We start from the raw sequence: 15172 nt of genomic DNA, 5'->3' as shown, positions 1-15172 counted from the left end.
CGCCACGATGCACAGAGAACGGCATAGTATAGAAAAGATAGGCTGGCTCCGGGCCGCAGTTCTTGGTGCTAATGACGGGATAGTTTCTACCGCGAGTTTGTTACTGGGGGTCGCGTCAGCTAATGCGACCCATCAGAGTATTCTTTTGACCGGTATTGCCGGTCTGGTAGCAGGTGCGATGTCGATGGCAACAGGGGAATATGTCTCGGTATCCTCTCAGTCAGATACAGAAAAGGCCGCTTTGGCGGAAGAGCAGGCGGAGCTGCACGCTGATTTTCAAGGTGAATTCCGTGAGTTAACTTCGATTTATGTCCATCGTGGCCTTGATGTCGCACTGGCCAAGCAAGTGGCTGAAAAACTGATGAGCCATGATGCATTAGGGGCGCACGCCCGTGATGAATTGGGGATATCTGAAATTACTACTGCTCGCCCATTACAAGCGGCATGGGCTTCTGCGATGAGCTTCTCTGCGGGAGCAATACTGCCCTTGTTGGTGGCGTTCATCGTCTCGGCCGATTGGGCAATTCCAGCGATTAGCCTGTCAGCATTGGCTTCTTTGGCTATTTTGGGGGGAATTGCCGCGAAAGCAGGCGGAGCGCCAATATGGCCAGGTATTATTCGAATTACCTTCTGGAGTGCGCTTGCGATGGGGGTATCATCGGGGGTTGGCATGCTATTTGGTTCGGTAACAAGCTGAAACCAGAATAGGGCGGATCGCACAAATAGCCCTGATAATAGAATTTTTTATTTCAGACGCTTAATGTTTACTTAATGTAATAAGCATAAATTGAAGTATCAAAATTCAGAGGATATGTCATGAACAAAAAATTTGCACCTAGCCAAATTTTATTCCATTGGGTCATTTTTATTTTGGTTGTACTCACTTATGCCGCAATGGAATTAAAAGGATTTGCTGCCAAAGGCAGTGATATCCGTGAATTGATGAAGACTCTTCATTATACGTTCGGGGTCAGCGTAATGATTTTAATGTTGATTCGCATTATTCTAAAAGTAACCCATAAAGATCCTGACATCATTCCTGCACCTCCACGTTGGCAGCTCGTTCTTTCAAAAGCTGTTCATGGAGTTTTATACCTTTTATTTATCAGCTTGCCATTACTTGGCGTTTTGTCTCTGTATTATGGTCACGTCGAATGGTCATTTTTCTCGTATGTCATGCCAGTAGCAAGTGTTGAAGATAGTGTTATGCAGCATGATTTAAAAGAAATCCATGAGCTGATTGCCAATGCGGGTTATTTCATTGTCGGTTTGCACGCTGCGGCAGCAATATTCCATCACTATATTATGCGCGACAATACATTGGTCAGAATGCTGCCAGGAAAACACTAAGTTATATAAAAGAGATTGTTGGATAATCGATACTTCTGCCTTTGCTGCGGACATTCTTAAGCAGGCTATCTGACAATTTTTTTTGACAACAGCCCGCTATCAATCTGATTCGCGGGCAGCCTGCTCCTCAGCGTTGTTTTTGCTGGTACTGCTAATACGGTATCAGCTATCCCATCCCCCAGATAACACCGCAAAGCCTGCCTAATTTCACCATAGTAATCTCTCTCATCATGCCTCGCTCAAACTTGTACAATATTATTTTTTTTGTACAACTTTGCATTAACCCGCTATGGTTAATCTATAGGTGTTTTAGGCAAGGTAAATGGCATGGCGACATACAGTATCAGTGAGGTAGCTCAACTTTGTGGTATTAATCCGGTAACGCTACGTGCCTGGCAACGGCGTTATGGCCTGTTAAAGCCACAACGCACTGAAGGCGGGCATCGACAGTTCAATGACGATGATATTGTCCGTATCCGCAGCATTCTCCGTTGGATAGAGCGCGGTGTGCCGGTTAGCCAGATCAAACCTTTACTCGACGGCGGCACGGTGCCTGACGAGAGTACTAACTGGGTCACACTGCAACAACAGTTGCTGGCGCTGATCCAGACTCCTGCCCCCCATAAACTACGCAGCCGTATTTTTGAGCTAGGACGGGAATATCCGCCTCAGGCTTTTATTGACTATGTTCTACGGCCACTACGATCACAGCTCAAGCATGACCATCAATTGCTGCATATGTTGAGTAGTCTGTTGGATGGCGTGATCATTGAATACGCTACTTTTTGTATGCTTGGTGCGCGTAAAAAGCCAGGTGAAAATGTATTGCTACTTGGGTGGGGAAATACTGATCCTACCGAATTGTGGATGGCCGCTATCGTGTTGGCCAAAAACAATATGCATATCGATATCTTGCCGGGTTCACTGGCATCCCCGCAATTAGCGATGTTCAAGGCCGAACGCTACTTTATCTGCACCGATGGTGTGCTCAATACCGCTAAACGGCGACAATTAGCTGCCTGGGACGACGCTGGGTTAAATATTACGTTTATCGATAACCACTCTCTGCTAACCCATACTGCGGAGCATCGCCATGAGTAACGCTGAAGCATTGCTGGCACGTTTTTCGCAGTTCTATACCACGCTGGATACAGCACGGCTGGTTGACCTATCGGGTGTTTATCATCGCGATATCCACTTTATCGATCCCGTCGGAGAACATCAGGGGTTACGTTCACTTGAAGCCTATTTTCAGTTACTGCTCAGTAACTTAAGCACTTGTAGCTTTACTCTCACTGACATTCAGCATCATGACCAACAAGCCTCGGTATGCTGGCATATGACTTATGCCCATCCCCGTCTGCGCCGTGGCGCTGTGCTCAGCTTAGAGGGTATCAGTCTGTTGCGCTTTGCCGAACAGCGGATTATTTATCAGCGCGACTATTACGATATGGGTGCCATGCTTTATGAACACATACCGCTGCTTGGTGGAGTTGTTCTCAAGTTAAAGAAGAGGCTGCAAGCATGAAACACGTGGTGATCACCGGAGCCAGTTCCGGTATTGGACAGCAACTGGCTCTCGACTATGCCGCCGAGGGCTGGCAGGTGACCGCCTGTGGGCGTGATGAAACCCGGTTGGTGGCACTTAGCGCGCATGATCCAGCGATTATGACGCGCCATTTCGACATAACCGATTTGTCTGCTACGCGTAAGGCGTTGGCGCAATGTCCGGCTGATTTGGTGATTTTATGTGCTGGAACCTGTGAATATCTTGATAACGGTGTCGTAGAGGCTGAACGGGTTGCACGGGTGCTTAATACTAATTTTTTAGGGCCGATCAATTGCTTAGATGTTCTGTTGCCACAATTGTTGCCAGGGAGCAGGATCGCCCTTGTGGGGTCAACAGCCAGCCTGATCCCCATGTCGCGCGCCGAAGCCTATGGTGCCTCCAAAGCAGCACTTGCCTATTTTGCCCGCAGCCTGACCGTGGATTTGGCAAAATACGATATTAACGTTTCGCTGATATTACCCGGTTTTGTTGCCACACCGCTGACTGACCGCAACGATTTTGCCATGCCGATGATAATCACCCCTAAACAGGCTTCGCACTATATTCGCCGTGGCCTGGCAAAAGGGGCCGCTGAAATTGCTTTTCCCCCACTGTTCGCCGCGCTGTTACGGCTGGCAGGCCTACTTCCACAAGCTCTACAGCGCTGGCTTGCCAAGCGTTTGGTGAGGTAATCCAATGAGAATCGCCATTATCGGTAGTGGGATTTCCGGTTTGACCTGCGCATGGAAATTAGCTAAAAAACATCAGGTTACACTATTTGAAGCTAATGATTATCCCGGTGGGCATACCGCGACCGTGGACGTCACGCTAGAAGGGCGCAGTTACGCTATCGACACCGGATTTATCGTCTATAACGAGCGGACCTATCCGCAATTTATTGCTCTGCTGGCTGAGTTGGGTATCAATGGCCAACCCACGGAGATGAGCTTCTCGGTAACACATCCACGTAGTGGCTTGGAATACAACGGCCATACCCTCAATACGCTGTTTGCCCAACGCCGTAACCTGCTGAATCCACGTTTTTATCGCCTACTGGCAGAGATTATGCGCTTCAATCGCCAATGTAAGAAAAACTTGGCGAATGGCGGTATTGCGGCTCAAACGGTGGACGATTTTCTGCAACAGGAAGGGTTTTCCCCCTATTTTGCCCAGCATTACTTGTTACCGATGGGGGCTGCTATCTGGTCTTCTTCTATGACCGACATGCGCCAGTTTCCGTTGGCATTATTTTTGCGTTTTTTCGATCACCACGGCCTGTTGGACATCACCAACCGCCCACAATGGTTTGTGGTGCCAGGCGGCTCGCGTGAGTATGTGCGCCGCATGTTGGCTGTGCTGGCAGACAGCCTGATGCTGCACCTAAATATGCCCGTCCTGCGGGTTGAACGCCAACCACAAGGGGTGATACTTCATAGCTCTTTGGGGCAACAACATTTTGAACAGGTGATTTTTGCCTGCCATGCCGATCAGGCTCTGCGCCTTCTGGCTGATGCCAGCCCGCAGGAGCAAGGTGTTTTAGCTCAATTAGGCTATCAGGCAAATGAAGTCATTCTGCATACCGATACTCGCCTGCTGCCACGCCAGCGCCGTGCCTGGGCCAGTTGGAATTATCGCTTGCCTGCCAGCGACGAGCATGCAGAGAGCCAGCGCGCCAGCGTGACTTACAATATGAATATTCTGCAAGGCTTGGATGCGCCACAGACCTTTTGCATCACACTCAACCCGCAGCAACCGATTGAACCGGCACTTATTCTGCGCCAGTTTCGTTACCATCACCCGGTGTTCAACCAGACCACGGTATTGGCGCAACAGCAGCGTTCGCTGATAAACGGGCAGCACAATACCTGGTTCTGCGGCGCTTACTGGTATAACGGATTCCACGAAGATGGGGTACGCAGTGCGTTGGATGTCACGCAGGTTTTGTTGCAGGAGAATGCCACATGAATAGCGCCCTGTATGTTGGACACGTGCGCCATCGTCGCTTCAGCCCGGTCCAACACAGCTTTGATTACCAAATCTTCATGCCGCTAATTGATCTTGATGAACTGACGCAATTGCCCGCGCTGGGTATTGCGTTGGAACGCTTTGCCCCGGCGGCGTTTTATCGTAGCGATTATCTGGGTGGGGGCGATATTAAACACAAAGCGCAGGAGCGTATTGCGCAACTGACCGGTGAAAGGTTGAATGGCCGCGTTATGCTGCTGTGCCAGTTGCGCTATCTGGGGTGTTACTTCAATCCCGTCAATTTTTACTACTTGTATAACGAAGATGACAAACTGTGTTGGTTGTTGGCAGAAGTCCGTAATACCCCGTGGAATGAACGCCATACCTATGCGGTTAACCCCGAGGGTACCTCAACCATAGACAAGGTTTTCCATGTGTCGCCGTTTAACCCGATGGACATGACCTACCACTGGCGGCTTTCAGCCCCTGCACAGCGGTTGCGCATCCATATTGAGAATCACCGTGCCAGCCGCGAATTTGATGCCACACTACTGCTTTATCGACACCCGCTGACGCGGGCAACGTTGCGCCGACAGTTATGGCTCCTGCCCCTGATGACGCTGAAAACTGCTGCGGCTATTTATTGGCAAGCACTGAAATTATGGCTGAAACGCACGCCCATTTACCCTCACCCCGCCAGCGGCGGTAAGGATGAACAATGAGTTCCTCAGAATACACCCTCGCCGATAGCGCGTCTTTTTCGAGTCACAACAAAGGCGCTCGCCGTATCATTTTTACCTTGCTACAAAAGTTGCAAGGGGGAGGCTTATTGCTGCGTGAAGCCGGTATCGGTGAAATCCAGTTTGGTGATACTCAGGCACCACTACAGGCTGAAATCGAGGTTTATGATCCACGAGTTTACCGCCGAATACTGTTGGGCGGCAGTATTGCTGGTGGAGAAAGTTACATTGACGGTTATTGGAGCAGTCCTGATCTAACCCGCCTGCTTCAATTGCTGGCCAGTAACATGCAGTTGGTCGATAAAATGGAGGCCCGTCTAAGTTGGCTGACTGCCCCTTGGCATCGGCTAGTACACCTGCTACGCGATAATAGTCGGCGGCAGGCACGGCGCAATATTGCCGCACATTACGATCTGGGTAACAGCTTCTATCAGCAGTTTCTCGATAGTGAAATGCTTTACTCCAGCGCGTTGTATAGCGAAACGGAGATGACATTGGAACAGGCGCAACAGGCTAAAATGCGTCGCTTGTGCCAACAGTTAGATCTGCAACCGCAAGATCATCTGCTGGAGATCGGTACTGGGTGGGGAGCGCTGGCAGAATTTGCCGCGCGCGAGTATGGCTGCCGCGTTACCACCACGACTATCTCGCAGGAACAATATGTTTATGCCCAACAGCGTATTCAGCAAGCCGGATTAGAGGATCGCGTTACTCTGTTGTTTGAGGATTACCGTGAGCTGACGGGGCAATATGACAAACTGGTCTCGGTCGAAATGATCGAAGCCGTAGGTAAACGTTTTTTGCCTCTATTTATCAAACGTTGCCAGCAGTTACTGAAACCTAAAGGCAAAATGGTGTTACAGGCGATCACCATTACCGACCAGCGTTATCAGCAATACAGTAATAATGTGGATTTTATCCAGCGTTACGTCTTCCCCGGAGGCTTCTTGCCGTCGATAACCGCGCTGTGCGATACCCTCACACGCCACAGCGATCTGGTGATGTGTGATCTGTTCGATATTGGCCGTGACTATGCCCGCACGCTGCAACAATGGCGTGAGCGTTTTGAGCAGAACTGGCCTTTATTACACAAGCAGGGATTTGACGAACGTTTTCAGCGCCAGTGGCGATTTTACTTGTGCTATTGCGAAGCTGGTTTTCTGGCGCGATCCATCAGTACCGTGCAACTGAGTGCTGAGCGCCGATGAAACTGGGCAACAATTGATTGGAGGTATCTGATGAATATCAAAAACCTACTACTGGCTTTCCTGTTTGTACTGGCTGGATGCAGTGCCGATATCAATGACTATCAAAACAATAAACCTACTTTCGATTTGTTCGGCTACTTCAGCGGCGAAACCCGCGCTTGGGGAATGTTGCAGAATTATCAGAATAAGCAGACCCGCCGTTTTGAGGTGGTAATCCAGGGGGATGTTGTTGGCAATACCCTGACTCTCAACGAGAAGTTTGTTTTTGATGATGGCGAGCGCCAGACACGTATTTGGCGCATCATCAGAAACGCTGATGGCAGCTATCAGGGAACCGCAGGGGATATCATCGGCGTGGCCCACGGTTATACCGCAGGTAATGCTTTCAACTGGCGTTATGACATGGACGTGAAAACAGATAACAGCAGCATAAAACTGCACTTTGATGACTGGCTATACCGCCAGGATGATACTCATTTATTTAACCAGACATCACTGCGCAAATTTGGCGTTGAAGTCGCCAAAGTGACACTGTTCTTTGAAAAGAAAAGCTAACGCTCTGTTGGGGGCGCCATAATTCATCAAATAAAGTATGCAAAGATGCAGTTTGAGGATGAAAAGAACGATTTACTTCAAGTAAATAAACCCGTTACTTGCATTAGGGTATGCTTAAATTATTCTCTGTAATGATACGTATAATCAAACAATTAATTTGAAGGAGACTCAATGTTGAAGCTACTCCATTATTTCACGTATTTATGGCTGGCCTTCTGGATTTTCCCATCCTATTCAGAGCAAATAAATAACCAACCTATCCAGGTATCTAATGGTATTACCTATGAGCTTATTGGCCGTTGGGATGTTGAACGTCTGAATAAAATCCTCAATACTGATACCCCAAAATTTTCAGGTATTGACGTTAAATACACCCAAGCACGTAATGCGGTTAATCTTTATCGGGTTACTTATCATTCAGTTATTCCCGAAAAAGGTAACAAACCTACTGTTACATCGGGTTTGCTTGCCGTCCCAGTGACAGCCGATAAATCATTTCCCCTGGTTTCTTATCAACATGGCACTGTTTACGGTAAACATCAGGTGCCCTCATTTCCTGAAGAGTCACCAGAAACGCAACTGATGATTGCACAGTTTGCCGGACAAGGTTATTTGGTTATCGGCGCTGATTATTTTGGTTTGGGGATCTCGTCAGAACCCGAAGGATATATGGTTAAAGGGAGCCATCAACAAGCTACGTATGATCTGCTTATTGCCGCCCAGAGTGTGTTAAAGCAGATGGGGCTTTCAAACAAAAACTTGTTTCTTGCCGGATGGTCGCAAGGTGGTTTTGTGACTATGGCGTTACTTGAAAAGCTAGAAAATATCGGGGTTCCAGTGCAAGGCACCGCCACGGCCAGTGCGCCACTTGATGTCTTTGCTTTGATGGAAGGTTTTCTGGTTTTCCCACGAAAGTCGGATGCTAATTGGCTGAATAGTATAATGATTTTGTCGGCTTTCGCTTATGAAAACTACTACGGTGTCCCTGGATTAGCGCATTCATTGATTAATGATGAGTATTATGACGTAGCTAAAAAGGCTTACGAACGTCAACCTTTCAATGCTGACGATATTCCCGTCGATTTACATAAGCTTATTCGCGCGGAATATTTCGATCCTCAATTTTTTGCAGCTTCAACCTTTGGCCGGCTTATTAGTTCTGCTCAATCTTATCGGTGGGTTATCAAATCCCCAGTCCATAACTACTATGGGGAGAGTGATGAGGCGATCACGGTCGGCGTTGGGCGGATGGCGATGACTTATGCTCAGTCAATGGGGTCAGGTAATTCCTTGGTAGAAGCGATATCAACAGGCCCGACGACCCATAGAGGAACCTTTGCTAGCGCAGTGCCACAATGGAAGACTTGGTTCGATACAAAGAATTGAGCTATGGGCTATTTGAGTTGATGGTTTAAGTGCAAAAGAGTGGCCTGTGATCTGGCCACTCTTCGTCTACTGAATAACATGGGGTGCCACGTTATCTTCAAGACTCAGGTCATCCTCTTTATCTTTTAAATTCAATTTTTAGAAGTATTGTGACTGATATTGACTTCTTCCATCATTGATAGTGTTAGTTATGAGCATATGAATCTGTAACATATTATCGTATAAGCAAAAAATCTAATGGAGGACACTGTTGAATCTTTGATCATGTCCGAGTCAAATCAATGACTGGAGTGTTGACGATGATTAAACCAGATATTCCTACTAATGAAATTCTGCGACAGTTAACTCTGGATTCGCTGTCTGTGTTGGACGCCACTGGCGTGACAAATCTTGACCAAGTGACTCGACTTGCCGCTAAGTTTTTTGGTGTGGAAATTGCGTTAGTCTCTCTGGTTGACCGCGATCGTCAGTGGTTTCTGTCGCGTGTTGGATTAGAGGTACAAGAGACAGCAAGAGATATCTCTTTTTGTGGGCATGCTATTTTGCAGTCGGGGACTTTTATTGTCCCCGATACACTGACGGATCTGCGTTTCAGTGATAATCCTCTCGTTACGGGTTATCCCCATATTCGATTTTATGCCGGACAGCCGTTGCTATCCCTCAAAGGCTTGCCAATGGGGACGTTATGTCTGATTGCTCACCAGCCGAGAGTTTTTTCGCCGCAAGATGTCACCGACTTATGCGATTTTTCTGCAATTGTTGAAGAGTACTTACACTGCGTTGAGCGAAAAATTTACACTGAGAGTTTAGAGTCTACTCTGAAGTGCACTGAATCCTTATTTGAGCAAACTTTTTCTCAGGTGGCGGTTGGGATGGCTCTGGTCTCCCTTAATGGTTACTGGTTAAGAGGCAACTCGCGACTTCATGAAATATTACGTTATTCTGAAAATGAATTACTCGCACTGACCTTCCAGGATATTACGCATCCAGATGATCTGGATGCTGATTTGAAACTGCTACATCAATTATTGGCAGGCAGTATCCCATCCTATTCAATGCAAAAACGTTTTTTCCGCTCAGACAGAAAAATTGTCTGGGTGCAAATGTCTGTGGCACTAAGTCGCCAATCTGATGGTTCTCCCCGTCATTTCATTACAGTAATCGTCGATATTACTGAACGTAAAGAAGTTGAGGCGGATCTGTATGCTTTGCAAGGTGAACTTGAAGACAGGATAGAGCTAAGAACCAAAGAGCTAAATACCGTAGTTGATAAACTCAATCTTGAAATTGAGAGTAGGACTATGGCTCAAAGCCTACTCAATGCAGAAAAAGAACGTTTACGCGCAATTACAGATAACATGCCAGCATTTATTAGCCAGGTTGATGCTAACGAAGTCTATCTGTTCGCCAATAACACTTTTATGAAGTGGTTTGGTTTTGATGAGGCAACGCTCAAGAATATGTGCCTTAGAGACTTTATGGGAGATAAAGCGTATTGCAACGCCAAGCCAATGATTGAGAAGGTCTTAGATGGGCATACCGTCAGTTTTGAAAATGAACTTCGCCCGCGTTCGGGGCTGATGCTGGTTCGCACCACGTTGGTACCTTGTGATAATGGCGGGTTCTATATTCTGTCGATGGATATCAGCGAACTTAAAGCATTGCAACAACGTTCTGACTATGAAGCTAATCACGATATACTCACCGGATTACCTAATCGTCGGGCTTTTTTACGCCAGTTGGCATCAAGTATTGAGAGCAGTGCAATAGCGGGTCAATACATGGCGTTATTGTTCCTCGACCTCGATGACTTCAAAAAGATCAATGATACTCAAGGCCATGATTTTGGCGATTTGGTATTAATGGCAGTTGCCGATCTTTTGTCTGAAACGCTAATGTCCAAGGGATATCTGGCTCGGCTGGGGGGTGATGAGTTTACCGTTATACTCTCAAATCTGTCTGATCCTGAGGCGCAAGTAAAGCAAGTCTGCGAAAACGTATTATCGCAATTGTCCGCATTGGTTTGCCTTGGGGAGATCGAGATACATCTGTCGATTAGCATTGGTGCAACGATTTGTTCGGGTAGAGAGGCCGCCGGAAATGAATTGTTAGCACATGCAGATATAGCTATGTATCGTGCAAAATCCGCAGGAAAAGGTTCGTATTCAATTTATTAATATTTTCGGGCGGTGGCGGGTAACTGCTGTAGAGTAAACTACAACGATGACAACTCTCTCAGGCCTCGTCGTGACTTTCGATAGCACATAACCTGATTTCAGTTTCACTGATGTTAACATCACTACTAATCACATTTCTTATCCGTGATTATCAGATAAAATGATAAATAAAGCCTATTATTCAATTGTATCTTAATACCATGACGCCCTGAATTATGTGCTTTATTTAGAATAGTCACTGTATTTACTGAGGTTACGGTAAATCATTTATCGAGCTTTCTGGTTGCTAATGTGGTCGTTCTAAGTCCGTAACCAATACACAATTTCCATTTTTACTCGCTGAATCTGCGAAGTAAAAGCCGAAAAGGAAGGTTGTATTATGACTCAGATTTTCACTTTAACATTATCCCCTTCGCTAGACAGTGCAACGACGACGCCTAAAATCTATCCTGAAGGCAAACTACGCTGTACGGCACCTATTTTTGAACCGGGTGGTGGTGGCATTAATGTCGCCCGTGCCGTTGTTTACCTTGGTGGTCAAGCTCATGCAATTTTTCCTATTGGTGGCCCAACAGGGGAGCACTTGAAAGAATTGCTTGATCAGGAGGGTATTGATACGAGAACGCTGAAAACCCAGGATTGGACACGGCAGAATATGCATGTCCACGTAGACAACAGCGGTGAACAGTATCGTTTTGTTATGCCTGGGGCGCGACTAAGCGATGCTGAGTTTGATCTACTGGTACTACAAGTGCAAAACATCCCTTCAGGATCGATCCTGGTTATTAGCGGTAGTTTACCGCCAGGTACCGGCATTGAAAAATTAGTTCACCTGATTCAGCAGGCTAAAGCGATGGGATTGCAGTGCATCATTGATAGCTCTGGCGATGCCTTAAAAGCGAGCTTAGATTTGGGTGGGCTGGCCTTGGTAAAACCTAATCAGAATGAGCTATCGGCCCTTATTGGGCGGGAGTTGGAGCATCCTGATGATGTACGCCATGCGGCTAAGGAATTGGTTAATCGTGGCGCTGCCGAGCGAGTAGTAGTGTCGCTTGGGCCACAGGGAGCATTGGCAGTTGATCGTGATAACTGGGTACAAATCGTGCCCCCTCCGGTGAAGAAGATGAGTACCGTTGGGGCAGGGGACAGTATGGTTGGCGCGATGACACTGCAACTGGCAAAGGGTGCAGACCTGTTTGAGATTGTACGTTTTGGTGTTGCCGCTGGTAGCGCGGCAACACTTAATCTTGGCACTCGCCTTTGTTCATTGGAAGATACTCAACGCCTGTATGACTATATTTGTAAGAGCTCGCATCATCCTATTAGTTGGTAATGAACCGGATAATTGCGACCTGGGTGCGTGGGTAATGCGTTTAGCTAAGCCCACGCAGCACTTTTCAATGCCAAGGTTATTCGTTTGCGCATGAGATCAGGGGGCGAGTCTTTTAAGGTCGTAAATTAACGTTGATTTAGGTGGAATCAACGGTGGTGAACCTGCATCCCCATAGACTAATTGCGCGGGAACGACGATCTTCACAACCCCCCCTTCACCGATCATATTGATGCCTTCTTGCAGAAGTGGAGGCAACTGTTCGTAGTAGATGGTGATTGATTTGTCTTCTAGCTTATCAGTGTCACTAACAATTACGCCTGTTGATAATGACTCTCTAAGTTGTATACGTAACGGTCCGTTCCCCGTATTTTTCTTGTTGTTTCCTGCGCTAACAACCTGATAACTGAAACCAGAAGGGCTCTTCTTCACGCCTTTTTTCTTATTGAACTCCTGTAGATAGCTATTACTGCTTTTCTCTGATTTGGTTGCCAGCTCATTCATTTTTTTATCGACGGTACTATTAAATGTAGTAAGCGCGGCAGAGAGATCTTTGCTGCTCATACTTGATTGTTTATTCATCTCGTCGTTGAATCCACTGACCAGGAATCTGTTATCAAGAACCAGCCCCATTTGCTGTTGCTGATTGTTGATTTCCCTTAATTGCCGGGCATACATAATGCCGTTGGCATAGGCTTGTTTTTCTGCATTGGTTACTGGTTTTGCTGACGGGCCTTTATTCGCTGCAACAGTTTGCACAGCAGATTGTTCTTGCGACTTTTTATTATCAGCTAACTGTTGTTGCAGAGCTTCGATTTGTGAAACCCGTTTTTTACTTTCTACTTCTTGCACCGCCATTAGCGATTTTTGTTCTTCACTCGCTTTTTCTGCGGCAGCCAACTGTTGTTGTAATGTGTCAATTTTAATGTTGAGCTGCAGATTATTGCTGTCCAAACTCTGACTTAGTGCATCTATACGTTCTTGCTTTCCAGCATCACGTTTTTGAACTGCATTAAGTTTGTGCTGTAGCATGGTAATTTGGGTTGCTGCCTCTTTGCGGTTGTTCTCCGCCTGCGTTTGTAACTCAGATGAACTCTTTTCGGTGTCCTTGAGCTTTTGTTGCAAGTCGGCGATCTGGGCAGTCAGTTTCTGGCTTTGATCGTCTTTGGCCTTGGCGGCGCTGTCTGCCTTGGCAAGCTTATCAGCGCTGGCTTTCTCGCTAGCGGCCAGTTGCAGCTTTAGGGCGTCGAGCTGTTTTGCCATCTCTTTGCTGCCGCTGTCGGCATCTTTCATCAGCGCGGTAGTTTGCGCCTGCATCTCTTTGGCACTTTTTTCAGAGTCGGTAAGCTTTTGTTGTAAGTCAGCGATTTGGGTAGTCAGTTTCTGGCTTTGATCGTCTTTGGCCTTGGCGGCGCTGTCTGCCTTGGCAAGCTTATCAGCGCTGGCTTTCTCGGCAGCGGCCAGTTGCAGCTTCAGGGCATCGAGGTCTGCTTGTCGTTGAGCATTGAGATTTTTAGCCGCGGTCAATTGCTGCGTTAAGTCATTAATCTGAGCCGTGAGTTGGGTCTGATTATTACCTGAAGATCTGTTCGTATTATCAGGTTTCTGAATATTCGCCCAAACAGAACGAATCCTTTCACTTACTTGCTCACCAACTTGGCGCAAACTACTTTCTGCCGGACGTTTTTGTGCTTCGGAAAGTTGCTGCTTTAATTGTGCAATTTGCGCGGATAATCGCTGCTGAGATTTTTTATAGGATTTTTCTTGAGCCTCAGCATTAACCTTTTGCTGTTGCGCAGCGCTTTGTACTTTCGCAAGTTGCTTTTTAAGTTGAGTCGTACTGTTTGAGGATCGTGTATTACTCTGTAATCTTGGTTGAGCCGATCGAGAATATTCTGAATCACGAACGGCCTCATGATCATAATTAGCGGGCGGAATGTCTAACTGCTCAATAGTTCCAAAAAGGGCATCGTGCCGTTGCTGTAAAATATCGGAGAGTCTGGAAAGGGGCTCTGACTCATTATTTGAATTTGTCTCTGCTGTTAAAGCGCTGTTACTGAATAGCAATATAGCGATAGCTAAGGCCAATGTCCCTCGATTCATACCTGATCTCCTAATGGCTCAACGTCTCTATTTAACAATCAATTTTTCTCAATACGTTCCAAGAGAGAGTGAGTTAGGTCTACTCTGATATCATTACAGGTTCTGGCAATGCGATATTGGAAAGCAGAATCGAGGATGGTTGTCATCTCGCCATTCATGCTGCTTCGTACTTTTATATAGGTTTTGGCTTCGCCCAATAAATGGTTCAGCTCTGCACTGCGAGCCATAAATTTGGTTTGTTTAACCTGCTGCAATGCTCTCAACTCTTTCAGACAGGGCTCCAAAATGGCGTCATACTCTTCGCGAGCAACACCCGTCGTCGAGTTAATTGATGATGGCGACGGGGAAACTTGGCTGCTTACCGTCTGGTATTGATGCCCAATAGGTGAAGATGGTGGGGTTATTGGGGCCTGTTGTGTAACAGAAGTCGATCCCGGTGCCAGTTTTTGCGATGCAGACTGTTGAGTCGCGTTTTGACACCCCATTAAAGACAGGGAAAGAGTAACAAGTGCTATACTTTTTTTCATTATTGCAACACTCCAGAAATACTCGTCTTGAATATTTTTTGAATTTTATAAAAGAAAAAATACATTAATAGAGAGGTCACCGGTTGACGCAACTATAATGGTTTACACCATAGTGTGACCGATATCATGGCCATTACGGAGTCCACAATCCCTGTAATTAGATAAATAACTTTAAAGATGGTTTCATCTCTGTGGAAATCATCATTGTTGGCTATTAATCTAAAATAAAGCCCACCCACAAATGCTTAAAGTTATTTACTTTTCAGAAGATAAAATTTTTAA

The 15172-nt window shown here is 46.6% G+C and carries 14 protein-coding genes; 12 read left to right on the top strand and 2 right to left on the bottom strand.

Translation table 11 applies throughout. The features are described from left to right. Positions 1-7: 7 nt before the first annotated feature. The 12 genes from A6J67_RS22670 to pfkB all read left to right on the top strand — a co-directional run bounded on the left by A6J67_RS22670 (position 8) and on the right by pfkB (position 12263). Entirely contained in the window at positions 8-697 is a 690-nt protein-coding gene (locus A6J67_RS22670; protein WP_032907311.1) for a VIT family protein, read from the top strand. A 119-nt stretch (positions 698-816) separates the two neighbouring features. Continuing rightward, positions 817-1350: a cytochrome b gene (locus A6J67_RS22665; protein WP_005189966.1), complete on the top strand. Its 534-nt coding sequence runs from the start codon at positions 817-819 to the stop codon at positions 1348-1350. Between the two features lie 327 nt (positions 1351-1677). Continuing rightward, positions 1678-2451, top strand: coding sequence for a MerR family transcriptional regulator (locus tag A6J67_RS22660; RefSeq protein ID WP_005189962.1), 774 nt, complete (start codon positions 1678-1680; stop codon positions 2449-2451). Next, positions 2444-2878, top strand: coding sequence for a nuclear transport factor 2 family protein (locus tag A6J67_RS22655; RefSeq protein ID WP_042569115.1), 435 nt, complete (start codon positions 2444-2446; stop codon positions 2876-2878). The genes A6J67_RS22660 and A6J67_RS22655 overlap by 8 nt, the downstream gene beginning before the upstream one ends. Then, positions 2875-3591: an SDR family NAD(P)-dependent oxidoreductase gene (locus tag A6J67_RS22650; protein WP_032907308.1), complete on the top strand. Its 717-nt coding sequence runs from the start codon at positions 2875-2877 to the stop codon at positions 3589-3591. Before A6J67_RS22655 ends, A6J67_RS22650 begins: the two co-directional genes overlap by 4 nt. Positions 3592-3595: 4 nt before the next feature. Beyond that, positions 3596-4864, top strand: a complete 1269-nt coding sequence (locus tag A6J67_RS22645) for an NAD(P)/FAD-dependent oxidoreductase (RefSeq protein ID WP_050297785.1) — start codon at positions 3596-3598, stop codon at positions 4862-4864. Beyond that, on the top strand, positions 4861-5586 hold the full coding sequence (locus A6J67_RS22640; protein WP_032907307.1) for a DUF1365 domain-containing protein: 726 nt from the start codon (positions 4861-4863) through the stop codon (positions 5584-5586). The genes A6J67_RS22645 and A6J67_RS22640 overlap by 4 nt, the downstream gene beginning before the upstream one ends. Beyond that, complete coding sequence (locus A6J67_RS22635) at positions 5583-6812, top strand: SAM-dependent methyltransferase (protein ID WP_050074589.1); 1230 nt, start codon at positions 5583-5585, stop codon at positions 6810-6812. The genes A6J67_RS22640 and A6J67_RS22635 overlap by 4 nt, the downstream gene beginning before the upstream one ends. A 30-nt stretch (positions 6813-6842) precedes the next feature. Further along, positions 6843-7367 (top strand): DUF3833 domain-containing protein, encoded by a 525-nt coding sequence (locus tag A6J67_RS22630; RefSeq protein WP_005189942.1) that lies wholly within the window; start codon positions 6843-6845, stop codon positions 7365-7367. A gap of 171 nt (positions 7368-7538) precedes the next feature. After that, positions 7539-8753: an alpha/beta hydrolase family protein gene (locus tag A6J67_RS22625; RefSeq protein WP_050297786.1), complete on the top strand. Its 1215-nt coding sequence runs from the start codon at positions 7539-7541 to the stop codon at positions 8751-8753. 299 nt (positions 8754-9052) lie between these two features. After that, on the top strand, positions 9053-10930 hold the full coding sequence (locus tag A6J67_RS22620) for a diguanylate cyclase domain-containing protein (protein WP_192945351.1): 1878 nt from the start codon (positions 9053-9055) through the stop codon (positions 10928-10930). A 379-nt stretch (positions 10931-11309) separates the two neighbouring features. Continuing rightward, positions 11310-12263 (top strand): 6-phosphofructokinase II, encoded by a 954-nt coding sequence (gene pfkB, locus A6J67_RS22615; RefSeq protein WP_042569122.1) that lies wholly within the window; start codon positions 11310-11312, stop codon positions 12261-12263. 96 nt (positions 12264-12359) lie between these two features. Here the strand turns inward: pfkB and A6J67_RS22610 are convergent, their stop codons facing one another. Next, positions 12360-14363: an FKBP-type peptidyl-prolyl cis-trans isomerase N-terminal domain-containing protein gene (locus A6J67_RS22610; protein WP_050297788.1), complete on the bottom strand. Its 2004-nt coding sequence runs from the start codon at positions 14361-14363 to the stop codon at positions 12360-12362. A gap of 38 nt (positions 14364-14401) precedes the next feature. Further along, complete coding sequence (locus A6J67_RS22605) at positions 14402-14890, bottom strand: hypothetical protein (protein WP_050074584.1); 489 nt, start codon at positions 14888-14890, stop codon at positions 14402-14404. Positions 14891-15172: the final 282 nt, after the last annotated feature.

Source organism: Yersinia sp. FDAARGOS_228 (genome assembly GCF_002073315.2).
GTDB lineage: Bacteria > Pseudomonadota > Gammaproteobacteria > Enterobacterales > Enterobacteriaceae > Yersinia > Yersinia intermedia.
The sequence above is the reverse complement of the archived record's forward strand: the minus strand, read 5'-3'. Positions and strand labels throughout refer to the sequence as shown.